Raw genomic sequence first — 26,022 nt, 5'->3', positions numbered from 1 at the left:
CGCCGATGGTACTGCCCTGGAGACGGGGTGGGAGAGTAGGACGCCGCCGGACAACCATTCCGTCAGGGGATGGACCCCCGCACCCCACACTGGGTGCGGCACGGGTCCATCCCCTGACGACGTTCACCGCACGTTGCACAGATTTCACAGTGGACGGGCCAGATTCCGGGCCTCCGGACGCCCCGCGGAGACTAGACTGGCGGGCATGTCCACCATCTCCCGTGACGAGGTTGCGCGCGTCGCCGCGCTGGCACGGATCGACCTGCGGCCCGACGAGGTCGACCGCCTCGCCGGTGAGCTCGACGTCATCGTCGAGTCCATCGCGCGCGTGAGCGAGGTCGCCACTCCCGACGTGCCGGCGACGAGCCACCCCCTCCCGCTGACGAACGTGTTCCGTGACGACGTGCCGGAGCCCGCGCTCCCGGTCCAGGACGTCCTGGCCGGTGCTCCGCAGCAGGAGGACGGGCGTTTCGCGGTGCCGCAGATCCTCGGCGAAGAGTGATGGGAACCCACGACATGACGAACGACCTCACGCGCCTGAGCGCGTCCGACCTCGCGTCCGCCCTCGCGGCGAAGGAGGTCTCCAGCGTCGAGGCCACGCAGGCCCACCTGGACCGGATCACCGCGGTGGACGGCGACGTCCACGCGTTCCTGCACGTCGCCTCCGAGGAGGCGCTCGAGACCGCCGCGCAGGTGGACGCCCGCCGTGCTGCCGGCGAGGAGGTGCACCCGCTGGCCGGCGTGCCCATCGCCGTCAAGGACGTGGTGGTCACCAAGGGCCTGCCCACGACCGCCGGGTCGAAGATCCTCGAGGGCTGGGTGCCGCCGTACGACGCGACGCTGGTCGAGCGCATCAAGGCGGCGGGGCTGCCGATCCTCGGCAAGACCAACATGGACGAGTTCGCCATGGGCTCCTCGACGGAGCACTCGGCGTTCGGCAACACGAAGAACCCGTGGGACCTCGAGCGGATCCCGGGCGGGTCCGGCGGCGGCTCGGCCGCGGCCGTCGCAGCGTTCGAGGCGCCGCTGGCCATCGGGACCGACACCGGCGGGTCCATCCGTCAGCCGGGCGCCGTGACGGGCACGGTCGGCGTCAAGCCCACCTACGGCGGCGTCTCGCGCTACGGCCTCATCGCCATGGCCTCGTCGCTCGACCAGGCGGGCCCCGTGACGCGCACCGTGCTCGACGCGGCGCTGCTGCACGAGCTCATCGGCGGGCACGACCCGCACGACTCGACGTCGATCGACGAGCCGGTGCCCGGCGTCGTCGAGGCGGCGCGGCAGGGCGCGTCGGGTGACCTCGCGGGGCTGCGCGTCGGCGTCGTCAGGGAGCTCTCGGGCGAGGGCTACCAGGCGGGCGTCTCCGCACGCTTCGAGGAGTCCCTCGAGCAGCTGCGCGCACTGGGCGCCGAGGTCGTCGAGGTCTCGTGCCCGAGCTTCGGCTACGCGCTCGACGCGTACTACCTGATCATGCCCGCCGAGGCCTCGAGCAACCTCGCCAAGTTCGACGGTATGCGCTTCGGCCTGCGTGTCGAGCCGGCCGAAGGCCCCGTCACCGCGGAGCGCGTCATGGGCGCGACCCGCGGCGCCGGGTTCGGCGACGAGGTCAAGCGGCGCATCATCCTCGGCACCTACGCGCTGTCGGCCGGCTACTACGACGCGTACTACGGCAGCGCGCAGAAGGTCCGCACGCTGATCCAGCGCGACTTCGCGGCCGCGTTCGAGAAGGCCGACGTGCTCGTCTCGCCCACGGCGCCCACGACGGCGTTCAAGTTCGGCGAGAAGCTCGACGACCCGCTGGCGATGTACCTCAACGACATCGCGACCATCCCGGCCAACCTCGCGGGCGTGCCGGGCATGTCCGTGCCGAACGGCCTGTCGGACGACGGCCTGCCGGTCGGCTTCCAGATCCTCGCCCCCGCCAAGGCCGACGACCGGATGTACCGCGTCGGCGCCGCGCTCGAGGCAGCCCTCCAGTCCCGCTGGGGTGGCCCCCTCCTGTCCCAGGCACCCGACCTCAAGACCACGGAGCTCGCCCGATGACCGCCGCCACCACGACCGGCCTCGTCAGCTACGAGGACGCCGTCCGTCGTTACGACCCGGTGCTGGGCATCGAGGTGCACGTGGAGCTCGGCACGCGGACCAAGATGTTCTGTGCGGCCGAGGTCGAGTTCGGCGGCGAGCCGAACACGCAGGTGACCCCGGTGAGCCTCGGGCTCCCGGGTGCGCTGCCCGTCGTCAACGGCAAGGCCGTCGAGTACGCGATCCGCATCGGCCTGGCGCTGAACTGCACGATCGCGGAGAGCTGCCGGTTCGCCCGGAAGAACTACTTCTACCCGGACGTCCCGAAGAACTTCCAGACCTCGCAGTACGACGAGCCGATCGCCTACGACGGCTGGATCGACGTGGAGCTCGAGGACGGCGCGGTGTTCCGCGTCGAGATCGAGCGCGCCCACATGGAGGAGGACGCGGGCAAGAACACCCACGTCGGCGGCGCCACCGGTCGCATCCACGGCGCCGAGTACTCGCTCGTCGACTACAACCGCGCGGGCATCCCGCTGGTCGAGATCGTGACGCGGCCCATCGAGGGCGCCGGCGAGCGCGCGCCCGAGGTGGCGCGGGCGTACGTGCAGACGCTGCGCGACATCTTCCGCACCCTCGGTGTGTCCGAGGCCCGCATGGAGCGCGGCAACGTGCGCGCCGACGTCAACCTGTCGCTGCGTACGAGCCCCGACGCGCCGCTCGGCACGCGCACCGAGACGAAGAACGTGAACTCGTTCCGCTCGATCGAGCGCGCCGTCCGGTACGAGGTGTCCCGCCAGGCGGGCGTGCTCGACGCGGGCCTGCCCGTCATCCAGGAGACGCGCCACTTCCACGAGGACGACGGCTCGACGTCGTCCGGCCGGGTGAAGTCGGACGCCGAGGACTACCGGTACTTCCCCGAGCCCGACCTGGTGCCCGTGGCGCCGAGCCGCGAGTGGGTCGAGGAGATCCGCGCGTCCCTGCCCGAGCTGCCCGTCGCCCGCCGGCGTCGGCTCCAGGCCGAGTGGGGGTACGCCGACGCCGAGATGCGCGACGTGGTGAACGCGGGCGCCGTCGACCTCATCGAGGCGACGATCGCGGCGGGCACGAGCGCGGCCGGTGCGCGCAAGTGGTGGATGGGCGAGCTGGCCCGGCGCGCCAAGCAGGACGAGGTCGCGCTCGAGGACCTCTCGGTCACCCCGGCGCAGATCGCGCAGCTCCAGTCCCTCGTCGAGTCCGGGCGGATCAACGACAAGATCGCCCGTCAGGTGCTCGACGGCGTGCTGGCCGGCGAGGGCGACCCGGAGGCGGTCGTCGTGGCGCGCGGTCTCGAGGTCGTCTCGGACGACGGCGCCCTGCTCGCCGCGATCGACGACGCCCTGGCGGCCCAGCCCGACATCGTGGAGAAGGTCCGCGGCGGCAACCAGGGTCCGGTCGGCGCGATCATCGGCGCCGTCATGAAGGCGACCAAGGGCCAGGCCGACGCCAAGCGGGTCCGTGAGCTCGTGCTGGATCGGATCGGCCGGTGACGGCGCGCGCAGCGGGGCCGCGCGGATGACCCGCGGCCCCGTCCTGCACGGTGAGATGGTGCGGCTGCGCCCCCTCGAGGGGCGCGACGCCGAGCGGCTGTGGGAGGCGGTGCAGGACCCGGAGGGCACCCGCCTGACGGGCACCACCGCCACCTTCACGCGCGAGCAGATCGAGGAGTGGGCGAGCACGGTCAGCGAGCGTCCCGGCCGCTACGACTGGGCGATCTGCCCCGCCGCCGTGCGGGACGGCAAGCCGGTCAGCGACGAGATGATCGGCGAGATCGTGCTCAACGACCTCGACGAGCACGCCCGCTCGGCCAACCTGCGGCTCCAGCTCCTGCCGAACTACCGCGGCCGCGGGTACGGCCGGGAGGCCATGCTCGAGGTGCTGCGCTTCGCGTTCGACGGCGTGGACGGCGACCCCGGGCCGCGGCTGCACCGCGTGAGCCTCGACGTGCTCAGCATCAACCCGCGCGCCAAGGCCCTCTACGAGTCCATCGGGTTCCAGGAGGAGGGCCGCCTGCGCGACGTCTACCGCGACGACGACACGTGGGCCGACGCGATCGTGATGAGCATCCTCGAGGACGAGTACCGGGCCACCCTGGCCTGAGCGCGAGGGCGAGGGCGGGACGCGTCGCCGCTGACGCATCCCGCCCTGCCCGCTCGGTGCCCGTCTCAGGACCCGGCGGTCACGGCGCGACCGCGCGTCCGGTGGTGGGCGAGATGTGGCCGGGGCAGAGGTTGCGGGACGCCAGGTCCTCGAGGATCCCCGGCAGTGCCTGAAGTGTGTTCTGCGGCCAGTCGTGCATGAGGATGACCTGCCCGTCGGTGAGCCGGCTCGCGGCCTGGCGGATCTGGCTCGCGCTGACGCCGTTGTAGTCCTGCGAGTCGATGTCCCAGATGATCTCGGTCAGGCCGAGGGAGGACCCGACCTGGCGGACCGTCCCGTTCGTGTCGCCGTACGGGGGCCGGAACAGCTGCGGCGTGACGCCGGCCGTCTGCTGGATCGCCGACTGCGTGGTGGACAGCTGCCACTGGATGTCGTTGTACCCCATCCGGGTCAGGTAGGGGTGGTCCCAGCTGTGGTTGCCGATCTGCAGCCCCGCGTCGGCGTAGGCCCGCATGAGCGACGGGTTCGCCTGGGCGTTCTGGCCGGTGGGGAACACGGTGCCGGTGGCGCCGTGCTGCCGCAGCGTGCTGATCAGCTGGCTGCTGGTGCCGGGGTTGGGGCCGTCGTCGAACGTGAGGCCCACGTAGCCGGCCGAGCAGGTGGAGGGGTTCCCGCCGCCGCCGTCGTCACCGCCGTCGCCGTCGCTCGAGCACGACGCCGTGGGCAGGGTCGTGTTCCCGTTCGAGTACAGCGTGATGCCGAAGGAGTTCCCGTTGCCGTTCGGCGTCGCCGTCAGGGTGCCGCTGGTGCCGGAGACCGACGCGTTCCAGCTGTTCTGCAGGCTCTGCCCGCTGCCGGTCGCGATCCGTACGCGCCAGTCGTCCGAGCCGCTGACGGTGAAGTTGACGTTGAACCGGTCGTTCCACGACTCGCCGCGGCTGACGTCCACGGTGCAGGAGCCGTCGCCGTCGTCCGCAGGCGGGGTGCCGCCGCCGGAGCCGAGCGTGATGTTCGAGCTGCCGCTGCTCTGGTACCCCTCCGTGGCCATGATCTGGTAGTCGTGGTTGCCGAGGTTCATGCCGTGGGACGCCCAGGCGTCGAAGTGGTTGCCCGCCGTGATGGTGCCGCCGGTGCGCTTCTGCTGGCGCACGCTCCAGTACTGCGGGAACGTCGAGCTGTCGCCCTCGATCGACGGGGCGTTGTAGCGCATCGTCCGGTAGATGTCGTAGGTGCCGCCGTCGGTGGTGACGGTGCCCTGGTAGTCGCCGGTGGGCCGGTAGGTGCCCCAGTTGTCGACCACGTAGTACTCGACCAGCGGGCTGCGGGTCCAGCCGTAGAGCGTGAGGTAGGCGTTGCCGGACGGGTTGAACGACCCCGAGTAGGACACGGTGCGTCGAGCCCCGGTGGCCCAGCCCTTGCCCGCCACGAAGTTGCCGGTGTTGCTCCACCGCGTGGAGTAGTTGCCGCCTGAGCCGAGGTCCATCGAGACCGTGCCGGGCGCGTCGGTCCAGAAGGAGTAGAAGTAGCCGTCGTGCGTGCCCGTCTCGTTGCGGTCCACCGCGGCGGCGGGGCCCGCGGTGGCCACCATGCCCGCGGCGAGGAGCGCCACGCTCGCGCCGATGCCCGCCAGGGCCCGGAGCAGCCGCGCGCGGGATCGCCTGATTCCGCTGGTAAACGATTTCGGAGTAGTAAACGTTTTCGTCATGTCGCACCTCTTCGTACGTGGCGGTGAACGGGTGTTGTGCGTGCCGACGCGGGCCGTGGACAGCGGCGTCCACGGGTCCCACGCTCGTGCTCGGCGGGGACGCCGTCCCGGCGGCCCCGACGGGTGTTCAGTGTGCCGACAACGGATGCCCAGGTCAAGGGTTCGTGCGGGGCCTGTTTTGACCATCCCTTGAGGGGCTGTGCGCTGGATGACTACTTCGCCAGGTGACTACCTCGCCAGGTGACTACCTCGCCAGGTGACTACCTCAGCGGTGGCGGGAGGGGGTGCGGAGGGTCACCCTGTGGACGCGTGGTGTCCGTGCCCGGGCACCGGAGGTAGCGTGAACGTGCCGCCCGCCTGCACTCGCGTGCGGCCACCCAGCATCGAAGGAGCTGACCCGTCATGAGCCGTCCCCTGCGCTCCCGGACGTCCACCCACGGCCGCAACATGGCCGGTGCCCGCGCTCTCTGGCGCGCCACGGGCATGGGTGCCGAGGACTTCGGGAAGCCGATCATCGCGATCGCGAACTCGTACACGCAGTTCGTGCCGGGGCACGTCCACCTCAAGGACATGGGCGACCTCGTGGCTTCCGCGATCCGCGAGGCCGGCGGCGTCGCCAAGGAGTTCAACACCATCGCCGTGGACGACGGGATCGCGATGGGCCACGCGGGCATGCTCTACTCGCTGCCCAGCCGCGACCTCATCGCCGACTCCGTGGAGTACATGGTCCAGGCGCACACCGCCGACGCGCTGGTCTGCATCTCCAACTGCGACAAGATCACGCCCGGCATGCTCAACGCCGCGCTGCGCCTCAACATCCCCGTCATCTTCGTCTCGGGCGGTCCGATGGAGGCGGGCAAGGCCGTGGTGGCCGACGGTGTCGCCAAGACCCCGCTCAACCTCATCAACGCCATCAACTACTCCGCCGACGAGAACGTGGACGACGCGGCGCTCGGCCTGGTCGAGGAGAACGCCTGCCCCACCTGCGGCTCGTGCTCCGGCATGTTCACCGCGAACTCCATGAACTGCCTCACCGAGGCCCTCGGCCTGTCGCTGCCGGGCAACGGCTCGACGCTCGCGACGCACGCGGCCCGCAAGGAGCTGTTCCTCGAGGCCGGCCGCACGATCGTCGACCTGGCCCGGCGCTACTACGAGGACGAGGACGACACGGCGGCCCCGCGCGGCATCGCGACCAAGGCCGCGTTCGCCAACGCGATGGCGCTCGACGTCGCCATGGGCGGCTCGACCAACACCGTGCTGCACATCCTCGCCGCCGCCCAGGAGGCCGAGGTCGACTTCACGCTGGCCGACATCGAGGACATCAGCCGCCGCGTGCCGTGCCTGTCCAAGGTCGCGCCCAACCACCCCGACTACCACATGGAGGACGTGCACCGGGCCGGCGGCATCCCCGCGCTGCTCGGCGAGCTCGACCGGGGCGGCCTGCTGAACCACGACGTCACCTCCGTGCACACCCCGACGCTCCGCGCCTGGCTCGACGACTGGGACGTCCGCGGCGGCAAGGCCACCGAGCGCGCGCAGGAGCTGTTCCACGCGGCGCCCGGGGGCGTCCGCACGACCCAGGCGTTCTCGACCGAGAACCGGTGGGAGTCGCTCGACACCGACGGCGCAGGCGGGTGCATCCGCGACGTCGAGCACGCGTACACCGTCGAGGGCGGCCTCGCCGTGCTGCGCGGCAACCTCGCCGAGGACGGCGCGGTCTTCAAGACCGCCGGCGTCGACCCCGACGTGTTCCACTTCGTCGGCACGGCTCTGGTCTGCGAGTCGCAGGACGACGCCGTCGAGAAGATCCTCACCAAGCAGGTGAAGCCGGGGCACGTCGTCGTCGTGCGCTACGAGGGGCCGGCCGGCGGTCCCGGCATGCAGGAGATGCTCTACCCGACGTCGTTCATCAAGGGGCGTGGCCTCGGCAAGCAGGTCGCCCTCATCACCGACGGCCGGTTCTCCGGCGGGTCGAGCGGCATCTCCGTGGGGCACATCTCGCCGGAGGCGGCGGCCGGTGGCACGATCGGTCTCATCGAGGACGGCGACGAGATCGAGATCGACGTCGAGAGCCGCCTCATCCGGGTCAACGTGCCCGACGAGGTGCTGGCCGAGCGGCGCGCCAAGATGGAGTCGTCGGAGCGCCCGTGGCAGCCCGCCGCCCGCGACCGGTACGTCTCGCCGGCGCTGCAGGCCTACGCGGCGCTCGCGACGTCGGCCGACCGGGGCGCCGTCCGCGACGTGGCGCGACTGCGCCGCGCCTGAGCAGGGTCGGCGCAGGACGAGGGAAGGGCAGGCATGAGCGACGCGATCACCCCGGCCGAGTTCTCGGCGGGACCCGGCGTGGGGGACTGGCGCGTGGTGGGCCGCTCCGCCGTGGTCCGTTACAGCACCGGCTCCTTCGCCACCGGCCTGCGGTTCGTCATGCGGATCGGGGTGCTCGCCGAGTCGGCGAACCACCACCCCGACGTCGACCTCCGCTTCGGGACGGTGACCGTGCGCACCACGTCGCACGACATCGGCGGCCTGTCCCGGCGCGACCTCGCGCTCGCCCAGGAGGTCTCGGCGGCCGCCCGCGAGCTCAGCATCGCGGCCGACCGGGGCCCCTGGACGGCCTCCGGAAATCCGGATGACGGCGGGTCGATCGTGCGGTAACGTCCCGCGATCGTGCCCCCGAACCCGCTCCGGAACCCGTACTGGCGGTTCCTCGTCGCCGGGTTCCGCGGGCAGTCGGCCTACCCGCTGGCCACGTTCGCCGGGCTCGTCGCCAACGCGACGTTCGGGCTGCTCAAGGGCGGCATCATGGGCGCGGCGGTGGACAGCTCGGGCGGCGAGCTCGCCGGCTACTCCGCCGCCACCATGGCGGCGTTCGTGTGGCTCGGCCAGGGCATGCTCGGCTCGGTCAACTTCTGGGGCGGCAGCGCCCTGCAGGACAGGATCCGCACCGGCGACGTCGCCGTCGACTTCCTGCGACCCGTGAGCGTCCAGGCCGCCCACGTGCTGACCGACGTCGGCAAGGGACTCTTCGCGCTGCTGCCGCGCGGCCTGCCCAGCGTCGTCATCGGGGTGCTCGTCTCGCACATGGCGCTGCCGGGCGACCCGGCCACGCTCGCGCTCGGGCTGGTCAGCCTGCTGCTCGGCATCGCCGTCTCGCACGCCACCGTGTACCTCGTGTCGGTCGCCGGGCTCTGGCTCGTCGAGACCCGCGGGGTCGCCGTGCTGTACATGGCGGTGTCCGGGTTCTTCGCCGGGCTCTACACCCCCGTCTACCTCTATCCCGACTGGCTGCTCGCGATCACCCTGGCGACCCCGTTCCCCGCCATGATGCAGCTGCCCGTCGACGTGCTGTCCGGGCGCGTCACGGGGTGGGCCGCCGGGCAGCACCTCACCGTGCAGCTCGGCTGGCTCGTCGCCGTACTGGTCGCCGGGCACCTCGCCACGCGCGCCGGGCGGCGGAGGCTGGAGGTGCAGGGTGGCTGACCGCCTGCGCGCCTACCGCGCCGTCCTCGCGAGCCGGGCCCGCTCGCAGGCGAGCTACCGCACGAGCTTTCGGCTGGACCTCGTCGGCGCGGTGCTGGTGGGCGTCATCGAGCTCGCCGAGATCTGGGTGCTGTACAGCGCGACCGACGAGATCGGCGGCCTCACGCTCGCGCAGGTGCTGCTCGTGTTCGGCGTCGCCGACCTCGCGTTCAGCCTCGCCGACCTCGTCGCCGGGCACTGCGACAAGCTGCCCGTGTACGTGCGGGCGGGCACGCTCGACGTGTTCTTCCTGCGGCCGCAGCCGATCCTCGCGCAGCTCGTCACGAGCGACCTCAGCCTGCGCCGGATCGGGCGCTGCCTGGTCGGGGCGACGGCGCTCGCGGTCGGGCTGGCGCTCAACGACGTCGCCTGGGGTCTCGGCGCGGTCGGCCTGCTGATGCTCGCGGTGCTCAGCGGGTTCGTCATCTTCACCGCGCAGTTCGTCACGGCCGCCGGGCTGCAGTTCTTCCTGGTCAACGGCGCCGAGATGACCAACGCCTTCGTCTACGGCGGGCGCTACGCGGCCACGCAGCCCGCGACCGTCTGGCCGCGGGCCCTGCTGGTCGTGTTCGGCACGATCTTCCCCGTCGCGTTCGCGGCGTACCTGCCCGTGTCCACGCTGCTCGGCACGCGGGGCGTGGCCGGTCTGCCGGCGTGGCTGGGCTGGTGCGCCCCGGTCGCCGCGCTGTGGGCCGTCGTGGTGGCCGCGGCGTGCTGGCGGTGGGGGCTGCGGCACTACCGAGGAGCAGGGGGATGAGCGACGTGAGCGGGAACGTGATCGAGACCGAGGGGCTGACCCGGGTGTTCACCGGGCGGCCGGAGCGCGGCAGCAGGCTGCGCCGCACGCGGCACGTCGCCGTCGACCACCTGGACCTCACCGTCGTGGCGGGGGAGTCCGTCGGCTACATCGGCGCCAACGGCGCGGGCAAGTCGACGACGATCAAGATGCTCGTCGGCATCCTCGTGCCCACGAGCGGGTCGGTGCGGACCGTGGGCCTGCACCCGCTCAAGGAGCGCCGAGCGCTCGCGCGCCGGGTCGGCGTGGTGTTCGGGCAGCGCTCGCAGCTCTGGTGGGACCTGCCCGTGCGCGAGTCGTTCTCGATCCTCGCGGCGATCCACGGTCTGTCGGCCGCGGACGAGCGCGCACGCACCGCCGAGCTGGTCGAGATGCTCGAGATGGGCGCGTACCTGGGCACGCCGGTGCGCCAGCTCTCGCTCGGCCAGCGCATGCGCGCGGAGGTCGCGGCGGCGCTGCTGCACCGCCCTGAGCTGCTCGTGCTCGACGAGCCCACCATCGGCCTCGACGTGCTGTCCAAGCAGCGGCTGCGCGAGTTCCTCGTCGCGCAGCGGCGCGAGCACGGCACCACGCTGCTGCTCACCACGCACGACATGGGCGACGTCGAACGGCTCTGCGAGCGCGTGCTGGTCGTCGACCACGGCAGGCTCGCGTTCGACGGCATGCTCGCCGGTCTGGCGCGCACCGTCGGCGCGCGCCGCGAGCTCGTGCTGGACCTCGCGACGCCGGGGCCCGACCTGACGGACGTGCCGGGGACCGAGCACGTGCGCAGCGAGTCGGACGGGCTGCGCCAGCGCCTCGCCTTCGACCCGCAGCGCACGACGGCGGCGCGGGTGCTCGCCGCCGTCGCGGAGCGCGCGGAGGTGGTGGACCTGTCGATCGTCGAGCCGGACATCGAGGACGTCGTCCGGGAGATCTACCGGGCGACGCGGTGAGCGGCGTCGGCCGGTGGAACGGGTCAGGCGTGGAGAGTCCGGATGTCGAGCTCGACGGAGAACGGCAGGTCGACCTTGAGCGTGTCGCGGTAGATCCCTGTAGGGACGTACGACCGGGTCAGCTCATCCAGCTCGTAGACGTGGACCGAGGTTGTGGTCTCCTCGGACTCGGACTCGGGCTCGACGCGCCAGAAGTGACTGATGCCCGCTTCCGCGTACTTGTGCGGCTTCACGGTCCGGTCGCGGTGTGCCGACTCCGGCGAGACCACCTCGATCGCGAGGACGACGTCGTCGACGTCGTAACAGGTCGCGTCGTCGTCGATCGTCGTCGTCGAGACGATCACGTCGGGTTCGGGCCGGTTGCGCTCGTCGAGCCGGACGGTCATCTCGCTGTCGACGACGAACCCTTCCGTCGCCTGGTGGGTGAGTTCGGTGCGCAGGGCAAAGATGACGCTGCTGTGCCAGCGCCGTTGCGGGGACATCATGAAGACGAGGACTCCGTCGATCAGCTCGGTGTGGCGGGGAGCGTCCGGCAGATTGTCCAGGTCCTCCGCGAGCCAGCCTTCCGGGCGCGGGGGGCGCATCCAGTCGGGGAGCTCGGGCATGGCACCACGGTAGCAACGCGCACCTGTCACGTCATGACTCGCCGCTGCCGCTGTCGATCGCACCTCTAGAACATAGCACCTCTAGACGGATGTGCCGAAACAGGCGACCGCTACCCTGTGCCGCGTGCTACCCGAACCGGCCGTCGCGCCGTCCCCGGCCTCCGCCCGCGCCGTCGCCACGTCGCAACCTGCCCCGCGGCCCGTCGCCCGCCTCGCGGGAGTAGCGGTGCACCTGCCCGAACGAGTCCGCGACGTGGCCGCCGCCGAGCGCGACCTGCACCGCAGGAACCCGGGCGTCGTGCCGCGGGTACCGATGGTGTCGCGGCTGACCGGCGTCCGCACGGTCCACGTGGCCGAGGACGACCAGCAGGCGTCCGACCTCGCCGTCGCCGCCGCGCGCCGCGTGCTCGACCAGGCGGGCCGCGGTCCCGCCGACGTGGACCTGCTGGTGTTCGCCTCGGCGACGCAGGACATGATCGAGCCCGCGACGAGCCACATCGTCGCCGCGAAGCTCGGCGTCCGCGCTCCCGTCATGGACGTCAAGAACGCCTGCAACTCGGTGCTCAACGGCATCGAGGTGGCCGAGGCGCTCATCGGCACGGGCCGGTACCGCCGCGTGCTGGTCGCGAGCGGCGAGATGCCCACGCGCGGCGTCCGCTGGGACGTGCCGGACCGGCGCACGTACGCGATGTCCGCCCCCGGCTACACGATGTCCGACGCCGGGGCCGCCGTGCTCGTCGAGGCGACGCGGACCGCCGACGGCTTCGAGGACGACCTCGCCGCCGAGCTCGCGGGGCTGGTCGACCCGGGGGCCGCGCCGTCGGGCATCCTGGGCTCGGCCTTCACCGCGGAGTCGCGGCACTGGGACGTCGGCATGCTGCCCGCCGGCGGCACGGTCAACCCGCGCGACCCCGAGCGGAGCTACTTCGAGATCGACGGCTCGCGGCTGCGCGAGGCGTTCCTGGCGTTCGGCTCCGGGCCGGTCGACGAGGCGCTGGGGCGTGCGGGCGTGGCCCTCGAGGACGTCGCGCTCGTCGCCGTGCACCAGGTCGCCGTCGGTTACCTCGCGGACGTGCACGAGGCCCTCGGCGTGCCGGCGGACCGCACGATCGTCACGGTGGCCGACCACGGCAACGTCGCCTCGGCCACGCTGCCGCTGCAGCTCGTCCGGGCGCAGGAGGCAGGCAGGCTGCGGCGCGGCGACGTCGTGCTGCTGCTCGGCCTGGCCGGCGGCATCAGCATGGGCGCCATGGTGGTGCGCTGGTGAGCGCGCCGCTCGACCCGGCGACGGCCCGCCTCGCCGTCGTGGTGCCCGCACTGAACGAGGCGCACGAGCACGGCATCCTGCGCACGCTCGACGCCCTGCACGCCCAGGAGGACGACGACTTCGACCTCGTCGTGGTCGACAACGGCTCCACCGACGGCACGGCGGACGTCGTGCGCAAGGCGATCGCCGAGCGGGGCCGCCTGCGCTGGCGCGTGGTCGAGGAGCCGCAGAAGGGGACGGGCGCGGCCGCCGACACGGGCATGCGCACCGCGATCGGCCTCGGCGCGGAGCTGCTCGCCCGCACCGACGCCGACTGCCTGCCCCCGCCCGGCTGGACGCGTGCGGTCCGCGCGGCGTTCGCCACGGGCGACGAGCTGGTCGCCGGGCGGCTCGTGCCGCGCACCGACGACCGTCCGGTCTCGCGATTCCAGCAGGGTGTGCTGTCCTTCGCGCTGTGGGTCTCGAGCTCGTTCGGCAAGGTGCGCCCGGGCAACCGCGACGAGGGCTACCTCGGCCCGTACGTGATGGCGCCCGGCTGCAACATGGCGATCACCGCGGCCCTGTACGAGCGCGCGGGCGGGTTCCCGCGCACCCGGATCGAGGACGTGCACGAGGACCGTGCCCTGGTCAACGCCGTCCGGCGGGTGACGACGCGGTACGGCGAGCACCCCGAGGTGTGGGTACGCGCCTCGACGCGGCGCGTGCACGCGTGGGGACTGGTGCGCACGCTCGGCTGGTACGCGGACCACCGGTACCGGCCCGAGGTGGTCGACATCCGATGACCGGCACGGACGTCACCGCCCGCGGGACACGTCGGGCCGGTCACCCGGCGAGGCCGCCGGAGGAGCACTGGGAGGAGCGCGTGCAGCGCGCCGCCCACCCGCTGGCCTATCCGGCGATCCGGTCGGCGCGGCACCGGCCCGTCGTGCGCGTGCCGCGCGTCGGCGTCGTGGTGAGCGACGCCGCCGTCGCGCGCGAGGTGCTGCTCGACCTCGAGCACTTCTCCAAGGTGGGGCCAGGGGCGCCGTCGGACCTGTGGACGCCCGTGCTCGGGCCGTCCGTGCTGCTCAACATGGAGGGTGCGGAGCACGCCGCGCTGCGGCGCACGCTCGGGCCCCTGTTCTCCCCGCGCGCGGTGCGGCGCCTGGTCGCGGGCGACGACGCCGCGGCGGCGGGCGACGGCGTGCTGCCCCGCCTGACCCGGCGGCTCGCGGCGGGGGAGACGGTCGACCTCGCGGCCGCCGTGACCGAGCAGGCCGGCGCGGTGATCTGCGGGATGGTCGGACTGCCGCCGACCGACGACGCGGTGCGCTCCGCCATGACCGCCGCGCGCACGATCACCGGGATGGTGCGCCTGCACCGGCACGGGCTGACCAGGTCCCAGGTGAGGCAGGCGCGCGCCGTCCTGGAGCGGCTCACCACGCCCGCGCGCGCCGCCTACCGTGCGGGCGACCCGGCCACCGTGCCGGGCCGGATGCGCGACCTGGGGCTGTCGGAGCGTGAGGCGATGGGCGCCGTCGGCGCGTTCGTGCTGACCGGCACCGAGACCATCCAGTCGTTCGTGCCGCGCCTCGTCGCCGTCGCGCACGACACCGGCTGGACGGGCCGGCTGCTCGGCGGTGACGCCGACCTGCGCCGCCGGGCCGTCGAGGAGGGGCTGCGCGTCACCGTGCCGACGCCCGCCATGCTGCGCTCGGTGCGTGCCGCCACCACCGTGGCAGGGGTGCCCGTCGCCGCGGGCGACCGCGTGGTGATCGCGACCGTCAACTGCTGCCGCGCGGCGGGCGGCTTCGACCCGGACCGGCCGATCGACCCGGCCGTGCGGCACCTGTGGTTCGGCGCCGGCCCGCACTTCTGCCTCGGCATGCCGCTCGCGACGGCCCAGGTGGACGCGGTGCTCGACGCGCTCGCGGCGGCGTCGGCGGACGGACGGGTGCCGGTCGTGGGCCGACGCGGCGTCGAGCGAGGCGTGCTCGTGCCCGCGTACCGGTCGCTCGAGCTGCGGCTCGGCCCGGCCGGGTCCGGTCCGGAGAGGGCCGTCGCATGAGCCACTTCCTGGACGGGCTCGCGCAGCGGGCCCGGGAGACGCCGTCCGCCGTCGCGCTGCGCTGGTTCGGCGGACGGGACGGCGCGCGGGTGCGCGAGGAGCTCACGTTCGCGGACCTCGCGGGCCGGGTCGAGCGCACCGCCGCCGCGCTGCGTGCGCAGGGTCTCGAGCGCGGCGACCGCGTGCTGTTCAGCATCCGCCCCCGGCCGGAGGGCGTCGTGCTGTGCCTCGCGGTGCTGCGCGCGGGCGGCGCTGTCGTCTTCGTCGACCCGGGATCGACGCCGGAGCTGTTCGCCGCGCGGCTCGCCGCGGCGCGTCCGCGCTGGGCGGCCACCGAGGCGCTGCTCTATGCCGCCTCCTCGGGGCCGCTGCGCCGGGTGGCGCGCTCGCGCGGCCTGCTGCTGCCGGACTACGGGCGGCTGCCCGTGCGGCACCTGTACTCCGGGTCGTGGCTGCCGGGGGTGCCGCGCGGCGCCCGGCGGGTCGCACGGCTGGCGGACGGCGTCGCCGGGACCGGGTCGGGGGACGCCGACCTCGACGCCGTCGCGCTCGTGGTGTTCACGTCGGGCACGACGTCCGACCCCAAGGCCGTGGTGCACACCGCCCGCACGCTGGGCGGCATGCTCGACCTGTTCCGGCAGGTGGGCGACCTGCGGCCGGGGCAGCGGGCGCACACCGACCAGATGTTCCTCGGGCTGCCCGCCGTGCTGGCGGGCGGCACGTGGGAGATCCCGGCGCGCACGCCGCGGGACGCGCCGGAGGCGTTCGCGCGCGGCGTCGCGGGGGCCGACTCGTCGTTCCTCGTCCCGGCCGACGTGACGGCCCTGCTCGACGTGCTCGAGGCGCGCGGGGGCGCCGCCGTCGGGCCCGCCGTGCTGGCCGTGGGCGCCGCGCCCGTGACGCCCGCGCTGCTCGCCCGCGGGCGCCGCGTGCTGCCGGGCACGCGCTGGCTCGCGGTCTACGGGGCCACGGAGATCCTCCCGGCCGCCGTGACCGACGCCGACGAGAAGCTCGCCGCCGCGGCCGAGGGCGACCTCGTGGGGCGTCCGCTCGACGGCATCGGCGTGCGGATCGACCCGCCGGCCGCCGAGCCGGGTGGTGAGCCCGGTCCGGAGCCGGGGGACGGCGCCGCCGTCGGCGAGCTCGTGCTGACCGGCCCGTCGCTCATGGCCGGCTACCTCGCCGACCTCGACGCCGGCAGGCCGCCCGCCACCGAGCACCGCACGGGCGACCTCGCCCGCCAGGACGCCGCCGGGCGGATCGTGCTCGTGGGCCGGACGCGCGACATGATCATCCGCGGCACGGTGAACATCTACCCGGGTCTCTTCGAGCCGCGCCTGCGCGAGCTGCCCGGCGTCGCCGACGCCGTCCTCGTGGGCGTGCCGCAGCCGGATGGCGACGAGCGGGTGGTGCTGGTGGTGACGGCGGAGGGCCGTGGGGTCGCCGACGGCGCCGAGCGCGTCCGCACCGGCACGCCGCTGGTCCGGTCGGTCACCGAGCGCCTGGCGGGCGTGCTCGACCACGGCGCGCTGCCCGACGTCGTGGTCGAGGCGACGCACGTACCGCTGGCGGGCAGGTCCCGGAAACCCGACCGTCGACTCCTCGTGGACTGGGTGACACCCGTGGCGGGTACAGTGCGCGCATGAGGGTGGCTGTGACCGGTTCGTCGGGGTTTGTAGGGGGTGCCGTCGTCCGGGACCTCGCGGCGCACGGGCACGAGGTCGTCGCGTTCTCCCGCCGCGTGCCGCGCCTGCCCGACGAGCTCCGCGACCAGGTGACCCACCAGGTCTGGGACCTGCGGGACGGTCCGCTGCCCAAGGAGGACCGGCCCGAGCGCGTCGACGCCGTGGTGCACTGCGCCGCCGCGGTCGGCGACGGCGGCAGCCACGCCCGCGCGTGGGTGGTCAACGTCGAGGGCACCCGCGCGGTCCGCGAGACGTTCCCGGAGGCCCGGTTCGTGCACGTGTCCTCGGGCAGTGTCTACGACCCCCGTACCCCGAGCGTCGCCGCGACCGAGGACGAGGCGCCCGCGCGCGGGTACCTCAACGCGTACGGGTCCACGAAGGCCGCCGCCGAGCGCTACCTCGCCGCCGACGCCGCACGCGAGGACAGGGGGCCCGTCGTCGTGCTGCGGCCGCACGCGGTGTACGGGCCGGGCGACACGACCCTCCTGCCGCGGATCGAGGCGGCCGCCGTCGGCGCCTGGCTGCCCCTGCCGGGCGGCGGCCGGGTACGGCAGCACCTCACGCACGTGGACACCCTGACGAGGGCGGTGCGGGCCGCGCTCGTGGCCGACGTCGAGCCGGAGGTCGCGACAGGCCGGCCGCTCGTGGCCAACGTCGCCGACGCCGAACCGGTCGACCTCGGGCAGACGGTCGAGCTGCTCATGTTCGCGCGGTTCCGTCCCGTGCAGGTGGTGGGCGTGCCGCTGCCGCTGGCGCGGGCGCTCGCGTGGGCAGGGGAGCGGGTGGCGCGCTGGACCGGCCGCGAGCCGCGGCTGTCGCGGTACGCGATCAGCCACCTCGCGATGGAGCGCACCTACGACCTCACGGTGCTGCGCGAGCGGCTCGGCGTGGACCCGGCGCCGACGACGCTGCACGGGGCGATGGGCTGGTGAGCCGCCGCCGGCTTGCGGGCGCCCGTCTCGGATGGTGGGACCTTTGGCTCGCTGGATGACACCGGCTCGGATTCGGCGTAACGTGCTGCGCGTGCAGACGATCATTCTCGTAGTACTTCCTGAGCGCGCGGCCTAGGCCCAGCACAGGCTTCGTCCGCGCGCTCACCCTGGCAGTCCTTTCTCATCAGAGGACCCGGGGTTTTTTTGTTGTCACGAACGCTCGCTTTCGCCCCGTCCGGGGCGCGACGGCAGGAGAACCGCATGACCGGCACACCGACACCCGCACAGATCGCCGCGCGCGCCGAGGCGCGTGACCAGGTGCGCACCGAGCTTCGGTCCCGCGTAGGCGGCAAGGCGGAGCTTGACAGCGCCTCCCCGCGCGTCGGGCCGGAGGAGGTGACGGGTGCCGAGTCCATCGTCCGCTCGCTCGAGGAGGTCGGGGCGGACGTCGTCTTCGGCATCCCCGGCGGCGCGATCCTGCCGACGTACGACCCGCTGATGGACTCCGCCAAGCTGCGGCACATCCTGGTGCGGCACGAGCAGGGCGGCGGGCACGCGGCGTCGGGCTACGCCCACGCGACGGGTCGGGTCGGCGTCACGATGGCGACGTCGGGCCCCGGCGCGACGAACCTGGTCACGCCCATCGCCGACGCCAACATGGACTCGATCCCGCTGGTCGCGATCACCGGGCAGGTGGCGAGCGCCGCGATCGGGACCGACGCGTTCCAGGAGGCGGACATCGTCGGCATCACGATGCCGATCACCAAGCACTCCTACCTGGTCACCGACCCCGCGGAGATCCCGCGCACCATCGCGGAGGCGTTCCACATCGCCTCGACCGGCCGTCCGGGGCCGGTGCTGGTGGACATCGCGAAGTCGGCGATGCAGTCGCGCACCACGTTCTCGTGGCCGCAGGAGCTGAACCTGCCCGGCTACCACCCGGTGACCAAGCCGCACTCCAAGCAGATCCGCGAGGCGGCCAAGCTGCTGGCCACCGCACGCCGGCCCGTCCTGTACGTGGGTGGCGGCGTGATCCGCGCGGGGGCGTCCGAGCTGCTGCGCCAGCTCGTCGACCTCTCGGGCGCGCCCGTGGTGACCACGCTCATGGCGCGCGGTGCCGTGCCCGACAGCCACCCGCAGCACCTGGGCATGCCCGGCATGCACGGCACCGTGCCCGCCGTGGCGGCGCTGCAGAAGGCCGACCTCGTCTTCGCGCTCGGCGCCCGGTTCGACGACCGCGTCACGGGCAAGCTGTCGAGCTTCGCGCCCCTGGCGACCGTCGTGCACGCGGACATCGACCCGGCCGAGATCGGCAAGAACCGCACGGCCGACGTGCCGATCGTCGGTGACCTGCGCGAGGTGATCGGCGACCTGCTGCCCGAGCTGGCGCGCGAGCACGAGGAGCACGGCCGCCCGGACGTCGAGGGCTGGTGGCGGCAGCTCGACGAGTGGCGGCGCACCTACCCGCGCGGCTTCAGCGAGACGGCGGACGGCCTGCTGTCGCCGCAGCACGTGATCCAGCGCCTGGGCGAGCTGACCGGGCCGGACGCGATCTACGTGGCCGGCGTGGGGCAGCACCAGATGTGGGCGGCGCAGTTCATCGACTACGAGCACCCCAACACGTGGATCAACTCCGGCGGTCTCGGCACGATGGGCTACTCGATCCCGGCCGCGATGGGCGCGAAGGTCGGCCAGCCCGACCGGACCGTCTGGGCGATCGACGGCGACGGCTGCTTCCAGATGACCAACCAGGAGCTGGCCACCTGCACGATCAACGACATCCCCATCAAGGTGGCGCTGATCAACAACAGCTCGCTGGGCATGGTGCGGCAGTGGCAGACGCTGTTCTACGAGTCGCGCTACTCCCACACCGACCTGCACACCGGGCACGGCACCATGCGGGTGCCCGACTTCGTGAAGCTCGCCGACGCGTACGGCTGCGAGGGCATCCGCGTGGAGCGGGCGTCCGACGTCGAGGCGGCGATCAAGCGGGCCAACGAGATCGACGACCGACCCGTCGTCGTGGACTTCACCGTCTCGCGCGACGCGATGGTCTGGCCGATGGTGGCCGCCGGCGTGAGCAACGACGACATCCAGTACGCACGCGGCATCTCGCCGGCGTGGGAGCGAGAGGACTGATCCCGTGTCGAGGCACACCCTGTCCGTGCTCGTGGAGAACAAGCCCGGCGTGCTGACGCGCGTCGCCGGCCTGTTCGCCCGTCGCGCGTTCAACATCCACTCCCTGGCCGTCGGCCCCACCGAGCACGAGGAGATCTCGCGCATCACGGTGGTCGTCGACGTCGAGGAGCACCCCCTGGAACAGGTCACCAAGCAGCTCAACAAGCTCGTCCACGTGATCAAGATCGTCGAGCTCGAACCCGAGTCGTCGGTGCACCGCGAGCTCCTGCTCGTCAAGGTGCGGGCCGACGCCGCCACCCGAACCGGGGTGCTGGAGGTCGTCGACATGTTCCGGGCGCGCGTCGTCGACGTCGTGCCGGACGCCGTGGTCATCGAGTCCACGGGTCCCGCGGCGAAGCTCGACGCCCTGCTCGCGGCGCTGGAACCGTACGGTGTCCGTGAGATCGTCAAGTCCGGGATGCTGGCCATCGGCCGCGGCTCGCGGTCCATCACGGACCGCGCGCTCGAGCGCGCCGTCCGGTCCGCGTGAGCGTGGCACACCCCCTGCACGACCCCCAAGACCCCCGAGAAACGAACTCAAGGAGCAAGAACCGTGGCTGAGATGTTCTACGACGACGACGCCGACCTGTCGGTCATCCAGCAGAAGAAGGTTGCTGTGATCGGCTACGGCAGCCAGGGCCACGCGCACGCCCTCAACCTGCGTGACTCCGGTGCCCAGGTCACCGTGGGCCTGCGCGAGGGCTCGGCGTCCCGTGAGAAGGCCGAGAACGAGGGCCTCACCGTGGCGACCGTGCCCGACGCGGTGCGGGAGGCCGACGTCGTCGTGATCCTCGCGCCCGACCAGGTGCAGCGCCACCTGTACGCCGACGACATCGCGCCCAACCTCAAGGAGGGCGCCGCGCTCGTCTTCGGGCACGGCTTCAACATCCGGTACGGGTACATCAAGCCCGAGGCCGGCCACGACGTGCTCATGGTCGCCCCGAAGGGCCCCGGCCACATCGTGCGGCGCGAGTTCGCGGACGGCCGCGGCGTGCCCGTGATCGTCGCGGTCGAGCAGGACGCGTCCGGCTCCGCCTGGGACCTGGCCCTGTCCTACGCCAAGGGCATCGGCGGCCTGCGCGCCGGCGGCATCAAGACGACGTTCACCGAGGAGACCGAGACCGACCTGTTCGGCGAGCAGGCCGTGCTGTGCGGCGGCGCCTCGCAGCTGGTCCAGTACGGCTTCGAGACGCTGACCGAGGCCGGCTACCAGCCGGAGGTCGCGTACTTCGAGGTGCTGCACGAGCTCAAGCTGATCGTCGACCTCATGATCGAGGGCGGCATCGCCAAGCAGCGCTGGTCCGTCTCGGACACCGCCGAGTACGGCGACTACGTCTCCGGCCCGCGCGTCATCGACCCGCGCGTCAAGGAGAACATGAAGGCCGTGCTCTCCGACATCCAGGACGGCACGTTCGCGGCCCGCTTCATCGCGGACCAGGACGCGGGCGCCCCGGAGTTCAAGGAGCTGCGCGCCAAGGGTGAGCAGCACCCGATCGAGGCGACGGGCCGCGAGCTGCGCAAGATGTTCTCGTGGATCAAGCCGTCCGACAGCGACTACGTCGAGGGCTCGGCCGCCCGCTGACCCCTCTCTCTCGTCGAGGTAGTCACGTGGCGAGGTAGTCATAGGGCGAGGTAGTCACCTGGCGAGGTAGTCACCTGGCGAGGTAGTCACAGGGCCGGAGCGCTGACCAGCGCTCCGGCCCTGTGCCGTATGACTACTTCGCCCTGTGACTACCTCGCCCCATGACTACCTCGCCCCATGACTACTTCGCCCTGTGACTACCTCGCCCTATGACTACCTCGCCAGGTGACTACCTCGGCGCAGCGGGGAGGGTCAGGGGGTGCGGCGGCGTTCTGCCAGGAGCGGGACCGCGACGCCGACCAGCGTCAGGGCCGCGCCGACGTACGTCGCGACGCCTGGCGGCGTGGCACCCGGCGTGACGACGTCGAGCACGAGCGCGGCGACGATCTGCCCCGCGATCATGCCGAGGCTGAGCAGCAGCACGCCGATGCGGTGCACGATCGCGGCCGACACGGCGATGAACGCGATGCCGATGAGGCCGCCGACGTACAGCACGGGCTGGGTCGGGAACGCGCCCTGCGGCACGCCGCTGACGAGCACGGACACCCCGAGCGCCACGCCGAGCACGACGGTGCCGACGACGAAGTTGACCAGCGTGGCCGCCAGCACGTCGTCCGCGGCGGCGCGCACGTGGCCGTTGACGGCCTGCTGCCAGGCCGAGCCGACGCCCGCGAGCAGCGGGAGCACCGCGAGCCCCAGGGCCGACGACGACCCGAGGCCGCCCGACACCGCGATCGCCACGGCGACGACCGTGAGCACAGGGCCGACGGCGCGCGGGAACGTCACGAGCCGGACGCCGCCCGGCCCGAGGCCGAGCCGGTCGACGACGACCGAGCCGACGGACTGGCCGGTCACGAACGCGACGATGAACGTGGCGACGCCGAGCGCACCGACGGTCAGGCCCTGCGTGGCGACGAAGAACCCGCCGGCCGCGCCGCCCAGCACCTGCCACGGCCGCAGCGTGCCTGCGCGCAGGGCGGCGCCGACGCGCCGCATGCCCGTGCGGCCGCGCCGCCAGACGAGCAGGGCGAGCGCCAGCACGAGCAGGCCGGACCCGAACGAGACGACGGCGGCCAGGTAGCCGCTGCCCACGTGGTCGGCGAGCGAACCGTTGATGCGGCTCTGCGCCGCGACGGCGGCGCCGCCCACGACAGCGAGCGCGACGCCGAGCACGGGACGGGAGGCGGATGCGGGCGGGGTGGTTCCGGGCACCCGGAAAGTCTAGGAACGGCGGTTGCCCGAGGCAGCGGCGTCCGGCTGTCGGTCTCGTCACAGGAGGGCCGGTCGAACAGCACGACGGCGCCCCGGCCGTGACCGGGACGCCGTCGTGAGGAACGCAGATCAGCTCGTCAGGCCGTCGACCCAGTCCTGGTTCTCGGCGATCCACGCCTCGACGCCCGCCGCCGGGTCGTCGGGGTGCTCGTTGACCACGAGGTCCTCGAGCGTGCCGTACTGCTCGTCGTCCAGCTTCGCGTTCGCCATCATCTCGGCGACCTCGGGGAACTCCTCGCCGAAGCCCTTCGTCGCGATCTCGTGCAGGCCCTCGGCCTCGCCGAGCGCGCCCTTGGGGTCCTCGAGGTCGCGCACGGGGAACGTGTTGTTGGCCCAGAAGGGGCGCCACAGCGTGACGACGATGTCCTCCTCGGAGCCCACCGCCTCCTCGAGGGCGTTGAGCATCGCGGGCGTCGACGACGTCTGCAGGGTCCAGCCGTCCTCGTCCAGGCCGTACTGCGGGATGACCTGCTCCTGCGTCGCCTTGGTCAGGCCCGCGCCCGCCTCGATGCCGACGATCTTGCCGTCGTAGTCGTCCGCCTTGCCCACCAGGTCCTCGATGGACTGCAGCTCGGAGTACTCCGGCACGGCGATGGTCAGCTTCGCGCCGTCGTAGTAGGTGCCGAGGTCCTCGAGGTCGTCGCCGTACTCCTCCATGTACGCCGCGTGCGTGACCTCGGGCCACGCGGAGGGGTACACGTCGAGGTCGCCCTCGGCCAGGCCGGTGTACAGCGGCGCGGCGTCGTTGATCTCCTCGATCTCGACGGTGTACCCGTCCTCCTCGAGGATGTGCTTCCACAGGTAGGCGGTGCTCAGGCCGTCCGTCCACGAGGGGATGATGCCCAGCGTGATGGTCCCGCCGCCCTCGCCCTCGCTGCTGCCGCCGTCCTCGCTGCCGCAGGCCGTGAGGCCCAGGCCGAGGCCGAGCGCCAGCGTGGCCGCTCCGATCCGCTTGCCGGTCGTGCCGATCATCGGTGTCCTTCCGTTTCGTATCTCTGGGGTGCGTCGTGTATGGGTAGGCGTTCTGCAGGGGTGTTCCGGCTCGCGTGAGGGAGCAGGGACGGTCAGGGGGCGGCGCTCGCCGCCGGGGTGCGGGTGAAGCGGTCGCGCAGCTCGCGCAGGCGGCCGCGGCCGGGCCGCCGGGTGCCGATGGACGCGGTGAGGCGGTCGAGGAAGATCGCGAGGATCACCACGGAGATGCCGCCGTCGAACCCGAGCGCCAGGTCGAGGGTCGAGAGGCTCTTGATGACCTCGTTGCCCAGGCCGGGGGCGCCGACGAGGCCGCCGATGACGGCCATGGACAGCGACAGCATGATGACCTGGTTGACACCGGCCATGACGCTCGGGAGCGCCAGCGGCAGCTGGACGTCCCGGAGGATCTGCCGGGGCGCGGCGCCGAAGGCGTGCCCTGCCTCGACGACCTCCTTGTCCACCTGGCGGATGCCGAGCTCGGTGAGGCGAACGGCGGGGGCGAGCGCGAAGATGACGGTCGCGACCATGGCGCCCGCCACGCCGATGCTGAACAGCTTGACCACGGGCACCAGCCACACGAAGCCCGGCATGGTCTGCAGGAAGTCCATGACGGGCTTGAGGATGCGGCTGACCGTCGTCGAGCGGGCCGCCCAGATGCCGAGCGGGATACCGAGCACCAGGGCGATCACGGTGGCCACCACCACGATGGCCAGGGTGTCCATCGCCGGGTCCCACATGTCCATGCCGATGATCAGCACCATGCCGACCAGGGTGCCGAGGCCCAGCTTCCAGTTGCGCACCAGCCAGGCCAGGAGCGCGAAGCCGAGGGCGAGGACGAGCGGGTCGGGCGCGTGCAGCACGCCGGCGAGACCGTCGATGGCCGTGGAGATGACGTCGCGCAGGACGTCGAAGGCCGCGTCGAACGTGTCCTTGAACGCCTCGAAGCCGGTCTCGAGCCAGGTGCCGATCGGGATGGCGGGCACGATCGACAGCGGGGTGGTGGGCTCAGGCACGGGCGGCCTCCGTCTCGTTCCGGCTGGGCTCGTCCTGACTCGTACCGTCCTGGCTCGTACCGTCCTGGCTCAGCGCAGCGAGCAGCGTGATGCGGGGCACGACGCCGAGGAGGCGGCCGTCGTCGTCGACCACCGCGACGGCGGGCGTCTCGGCGGCCGGGCCGAACAGGTCGGCGAGCGCGGTGTCCGGGGCGACGCGCGCGGCCTCCGGGACGGGGTGCAGGAGGGTCGTGATGTCCGTCCGGTCGAGGTTGCGGCCGACCTCGTCCTCCGTGACGTACCCCCGCAGGGTGCGGTCGCGCCCGGTGACGAACAGGGCCGGGACCTGGTGCTCGCGCATCACCTTGTGGGCGGCGCGCGGCCCCTGCTCGGCCTTCAGGGTCGCGGCGGGCGGCTCCATGACCGACGACGCGGTGAGCACGCGCGTGCGGTCCACGTCGGCCACGAACTGGGCGACGTAGTCGTTGGCCGGGTCGGTGAGGATCTCCTCGGCCGTGCCGACCTGGACGATCCGGCCGTTGCGCATCATCGCGATCCGGTCGCCGATGCGCATGGCCTCGTTGAGGTCGTGGGTGATGAACAGGATCGTCTTGCCGAGCTTCTGCTGCAGCTCGACGAGCTGGTCCTGCATGTCCCGCCGGATCAGCGGGTCGAGGGCGCTGAACGCCTCGTCCATGAGGAGGATGTCGGTGTCGGCGGCGAGCGCGCGGGCCAGGCCGACGCGCTGCTGCATTCCACCGGAGAGCTCGCCGGGCAGGTGGTCGTCCCAGCCGGTGAGGCCGCACAGCTCGAGCGCCTCGTGGGCGCGGGCCCTGCGCTCCTCCTTGCCGACGCCCTGGGCCTCGAGGCCGTAGGCGGCGTTGTCGAGCACGGTGCGGTGCGGGAACAACGCGAAGTGCTGGAAGACCATGCTGATGCGCTCGCGGCGCAGGCGGCGCAGGTCCTTGCCGGTGGCGGCGGTGATGTTCTCGCCGTACAGCTCGACGTGCCCGGAGGTGGGCGGGTGCAGCCCGTTGATCATGCGGATGAGGGTCGACTTGCCGGACCCGGAGAGCCCCATGACGACGAAGATCTCGCCCTCGTCGACGGTGAACGACGCGTCGACGACGGCGGGCGTGAGCCCTGCCTTCCTCAGCTCCTCGGCGTCCGCGCCGGCCTCCAGCCGGCGGACTCCCTCGCGGCCCTTGCGGCCGAACACTTTGTACAGGTGGTGTGCCTCGATGGCTGGCACGCAGCCCCCTCGTTTCGGCGGACGGCGGCGGCGGGGCGGACCCCTGGGCCGGCACGTCCTGCGGACTGAACTGTCGTTCACCAGACCATGTCCGGACGAGCGGAGGCAAACCAGGTAAGCGT

23 protein-coding genes are annotated in these 26,022 nt (G+C 72.7%); 17 read left to right on the top strand and 6 right to left on the bottom strand.

Translation table 11 applies throughout. The features are described 5' to 3' along the window. The first annotated feature begins 205 nt into the window (after positions 1-205). The 4 genes from gatC to HLB15_RS09010 are packed head-to-tail and all read left to right on the top strand — an operon-like array spanning position 206 to position 4,161. The gene (gatC, locus tag HLB15_RS09025; protein WP_171104969.1) at positions 206-502 is read left to right on the top strand and encodes an Asp-tRNA(Asn)/Glu-tRNA(Gln) amidotransferase subunit GatC; all 297 of its coding nucleotides are present in this window, start codon (positions 206-208) and stop codon (positions 500-502) included. A gap of 14 nt (positions 503-516) precedes the next feature. Beyond that, the gene (gene gatA / locus HLB15_RS09020) at positions 517-2,043 is read left to right on the top strand and encodes an Asp-tRNA(Asn)/Glu-tRNA(Gln) amidotransferase subunit GatA (RefSeq protein WP_229785639.1); all 1,527 of its coding nucleotides are present in this window, start codon (positions 517-519) and stop codon (positions 2,041-2,043) included. Then, the gene (gene gatB, locus HLB15_RS09015) at positions 2,040-3,551 is read left to right on the top strand and encodes an Asp-tRNA(Asn)/Glu-tRNA(Gln) amidotransferase subunit GatB (protein ID WP_171104967.1); all 1,512 of its coding nucleotides are present in this window, start codon (positions 2,040-2,042) and stop codon (positions 3,549-3,551) included. Before gatA ends, gatB begins: the two co-directional genes overlap by 4 nt. 25 nt (positions 3,552-3,576) lie before the next feature. Continuing rightward, positions 3,577-4,161 (top strand): GNAT family N-acetyltransferase, encoded by a 585-nt coding sequence (locus tag HLB15_RS09010; protein WP_171104966.1) that lies wholly within the window; start codon positions 3,577-3,579, stop codon positions 4,159-4,161. 79 nt (positions 4,162-4,240) lie between these two features. Here HLB15_RS09010 and xynA read toward each other — a convergent pair whose 3' ends face one another. After that, the gene (gene xynA, locus HLB15_RS24515; protein WP_308424950.1) at positions 4,241-5,770 is read right to left on the bottom strand and encodes an endo-1,4-beta-xylanase XynA; all 1,530 of its coding nucleotides are present in this window, start codon (positions 5,768-5,770) and stop codon (positions 4,241-4,243) included. Positions 5,771-6,268: 498 nt separating this feature from the next. Here xynA and ilvD point away from each other — a divergent pair, with 498 nt between their 5' ends. Genes ilvD through HLB15_RS08980 form a run of 5 tightly spaced genes read left to right on the top strand, consistent with a single transcriptional unit; the run spans position 6,269 to position 11,116 of the window. Further along, entirely contained in the window at positions 6,269-8,131 is a 1,863-nt protein-coding gene (gene ilvD, locus HLB15_RS09000) for a dihydroxy-acid dehydratase (RefSeq protein ID WP_171104964.1), read from the top strand. Between the two features lie 33 nt (positions 8,132-8,164). Next, positions 8,165-8,521 carry a 4a-hydroxytetrahydrobiopterin dehydratase gene (locus HLB15_RS08995; protein ID WP_171104963.1) on the top strand — a complete coding sequence of 119 codons (357 nt, stop codon included), beginning with the start codon at positions 8,165-8,167 and terminating at the stop codon, positions 8,519-8,521. 12 nt (positions 8,522-8,533) lie between these two features. Next, positions 8,534-9,346: an ABC transporter permease gene (locus HLB15_RS08990; protein ID WP_171104962.1), complete on the top strand. Its 813-nt coding sequence runs from the start codon at positions 8,534-8,536 to the stop codon at positions 9,344-9,346. Next, positions 9,339-10,142, top strand: a complete 804-nt coding sequence (locus tag HLB15_RS08985; RefSeq protein WP_171104961.1) for an ABC transporter permease — start codon at positions 9,339-9,341, stop codon at positions 10,140-10,142. Before HLB15_RS08990 ends, HLB15_RS08985 begins: the two co-directional genes overlap by 8 nt. Beyond that, a complete protein-coding gene (locus HLB15_RS08980; RefSeq protein WP_171104960.1) occupies positions 10,139-11,116 on the top strand; it encodes an ABC transporter ATP-binding protein in 978 nt (325 codons plus the stop codon). Before HLB15_RS08985 ends, HLB15_RS08980 begins: the two co-directional genes overlap by 4 nt. A gap of 23 nt (positions 11,117-11,139) precedes the next feature. Here HLB15_RS08980 and HLB15_RS08975 read toward each other — a convergent pair whose 3' ends face one another. Beyond that, positions 11,140-11,721 carry a Uma2 family endonuclease gene (locus HLB15_RS08975; protein WP_171104959.1) on the bottom strand — a complete coding sequence of 194 codons (582 nt, stop codon included), beginning with the start codon at positions 11,719-11,721 and terminating at the stop codon, positions 11,140-11,142. 124 nt (positions 11,722-11,845) lie between these two features. Between HLB15_RS08975 and HLB15_RS08970 the strand changes: the two genes are divergently transcribed. From HLB15_RS08970 to ilvC, 8 genes are all read left to right on the top strand, one after another. Beyond that, positions 11,846-12,988 (top strand): 3-oxoacyl-ACP synthase III family protein, encoded by a 1,143-nt coding sequence (locus HLB15_RS08970; RefSeq protein WP_229785638.1) that lies wholly within the window; start codon positions 11,846-11,848, stop codon positions 12,986-12,988. Further along, positions 12,985-13,770 carry a glycosyltransferase family 2 protein gene (locus tag HLB15_RS08965; RefSeq protein WP_171104958.1) on the top strand — a complete coding sequence of 262 codons (786 nt, stop codon included), beginning with the start codon at positions 12,985-12,987 and terminating at the stop codon, positions 13,768-13,770. Before HLB15_RS08970 ends, HLB15_RS08965 begins: the two co-directional genes overlap by 4 nt. Then, entirely contained in the window at positions 13,767-15,035 is a 1,269-nt protein-coding gene (locus tag HLB15_RS08960) for a cytochrome P450 (protein WP_171104957.1), read from the top strand. Before HLB15_RS08965 ends, HLB15_RS08960 begins: the two co-directional genes overlap by 4 nt. Beyond that, positions 15,032-16,681: a class I adenylate-forming enzyme family protein gene (locus HLB15_RS08955; protein ID WP_171104956.1), complete on the top strand. Its 1,650-nt coding sequence runs from the start codon at positions 15,032-15,034 to the stop codon at positions 16,679-16,681. Before HLB15_RS08960 ends, HLB15_RS08955 begins: the two co-directional genes overlap by 4 nt. Further along, entirely contained in the window at positions 16,678-17,652 is a 975-nt protein-coding gene (locus tag HLB15_RS08950) for an NAD-dependent epimerase/dehydratase family protein (protein WP_171104955.1), read from the top strand. Before HLB15_RS08955 ends, HLB15_RS08950 begins: the two co-directional genes overlap by 4 nt. Before the next feature lie 261 nt (positions 17,653-17,913). After that, positions 17,914-19,791, top strand: a complete 1,878-nt coding sequence (locus HLB15_RS08945) for an acetolactate synthase large subunit (RefSeq protein WP_171104954.1) — start codon at positions 17,914-17,916, stop codon at positions 19,789-19,791. A gap of 4 nt (positions 19,792-19,795) precedes the next feature. After that, complete coding sequence (gene ilvN, locus HLB15_RS08940; RefSeq protein WP_171104953.1) at positions 19,796-20,320, top strand: acetolactate synthase small subunit; 525 nt, start codon at positions 19,796-19,798, stop codon at positions 20,318-20,320. Positions 20,321-20,383: 63 nt separating this feature from the next. Next, positions 20,384-21,412, top strand: a complete 1,029-nt coding sequence (ilvC, locus tag HLB15_RS08935; protein WP_171104952.1) for a ketol-acid reductoisomerase — start codon at positions 20,384-20,386, stop codon at positions 21,410-21,412. A gap of 252 nt (positions 21,413-21,664) precedes the next feature. Here ilvC and HLB15_RS24770 read toward each other — a convergent pair whose 3' ends face one another. The 4 genes from HLB15_RS24770 to HLB15_RS08915 all read right to left on the bottom strand — a co-directional run bounded on the left by HLB15_RS24770 (position 21,665) and on the right by HLB15_RS08915 (position 25,900). Next, positions 21,665-22,624, bottom strand: coding sequence for a DMT family transporter (locus tag HLB15_RS24770; protein ID WP_171104951.1), 960 nt, complete (start codon positions 22,622-22,624; stop codon positions 21,665-21,667). 129 nt (positions 22,625-22,753) lie between these two features. Then, the gene (locus HLB15_RS08925) at positions 22,754-23,656 is read right to left on the bottom strand and encodes a glycine betaine ABC transporter substrate-binding protein (protein WP_171104950.1); all 903 of its coding nucleotides are present in this window, start codon (positions 23,654-23,656) and stop codon (positions 22,754-22,756) included. 92 nt (positions 23,657-23,748) lie between these two features. After that, a complete protein-coding gene (locus tag HLB15_RS08920; RefSeq protein WP_171104949.1) occupies positions 23,749-24,669 on the bottom strand; it encodes an ABC transporter permease in 921 nt (306 codons plus the stop codon). Then, positions 24,662-25,900 carry a quaternary amine ABC transporter ATP-binding protein gene (locus HLB15_RS08915; protein ID WP_171104948.1) on the bottom strand — a complete coding sequence of 413 codons (1,239 nt, stop codon included), beginning with the start codon at positions 25,898-25,900 and terminating at the stop codon, positions 24,662-24,664. Before HLB15_RS08915 ends, HLB15_RS08920 begins: the two co-directional genes overlap by 8 nt. Positions 25,901-26,022 lie beyond the last annotated feature (122 nt).

The organism is Promicromonospora citrea (genome assembly GCF_013004695.1).
In the GTDB taxonomy this organism is placed as follows: domain Bacteria; phylum Actinomycetota; class Actinomycetes; order Actinomycetales; family Cellulomonadaceae; genus Promicromonospora; species Promicromonospora citrea.
Note: the sequence above shows the minus strand (reverse complement) of the source record. Positions and strands in the feature narration are given on the sequence as shown.

Coding starts and splice junctions, on each gene's coding strand:
- gatC (WP_171104969.1), top strand. CDS start 206: ATGTCCACCATCTCCCGTGACGAGGTTGCGCGCGTCGCCGCGCTGGCA.
- gatA (WP_229785639.1), top strand. CDS start 517: ATGACGAACGACCTCACGCGCCTGAGCGCGTCCGACCTCGCGTCCGCC.
- gatB (WP_171104967.1), top strand. CDS start 2,040: ATGACCGCCGCCACCACGACCGGCCTCGTCAGCTACGAGGACGCCGTC.
- HLB15_RS09010 (WP_171104966.1), top strand. CDS start 3,577: ATGACCCGCGGCCCCGTCCTGCACGGTGAGATGGTGCGGCTGCGCCCC.
- ilvD (WP_171104964.1), top strand. CDS start 6,269: ATGAGCCGTCCCCTGCGCTCCCGGACGTCCACCCACGGCCGCAACATG.
- HLB15_RS08995 (WP_171104963.1), top strand. CDS start 8,165: ATGAGCGACGCGATCACCCCGGCCGAGTTCTCGGCGGGACCCGGCGTG.
- HLB15_RS08980 (WP_171104960.1), top strand. CDS start 10,139: ATGAGCGACGTGAGCGGGAACGTGATCGAGACCGAGGGGCTGACCCGG.
- HLB15_RS08975 (WP_171104959.1), bottom strand. CDS start 11,721: ATGCCCGAGCTCCCCGACTGGATGCGCCCCCCGCGCCCGGAAGGCTGG.
- HLB15_RS08960 (WP_171104957.1), top strand. CDS start 13,767: ATGACCGGCACGGACGTCACCGCCCGCGGGACACGTCGGGCCGGTCAC.
- HLB15_RS08955 (WP_171104956.1), top strand. CDS start 15,032: ATGAGCCACTTCCTGGACGGGCTCGCGCAGCGGGCCCGGGAGACGCCG.
- HLB15_RS08950 (WP_171104955.1), top strand. CDS start 16,678: ATGAGGGTGGCTGTGACCGGTTCGTCGGGGTTTGTAGGGGGTGCCGTC.
- HLB15_RS08945 (WP_171104954.1), top strand. CDS start 17,914: ATGACCGGCACACCGACACCCGCACAGATCGCCGCGCGCGCCGAGGCG.
- HLB15_RS08925 (WP_171104950.1), bottom strand. CDS start 23,656: ATGATCGGCACGACCGGCAAGCGGATCGGAGCGGCCACGCTGGCGCTC.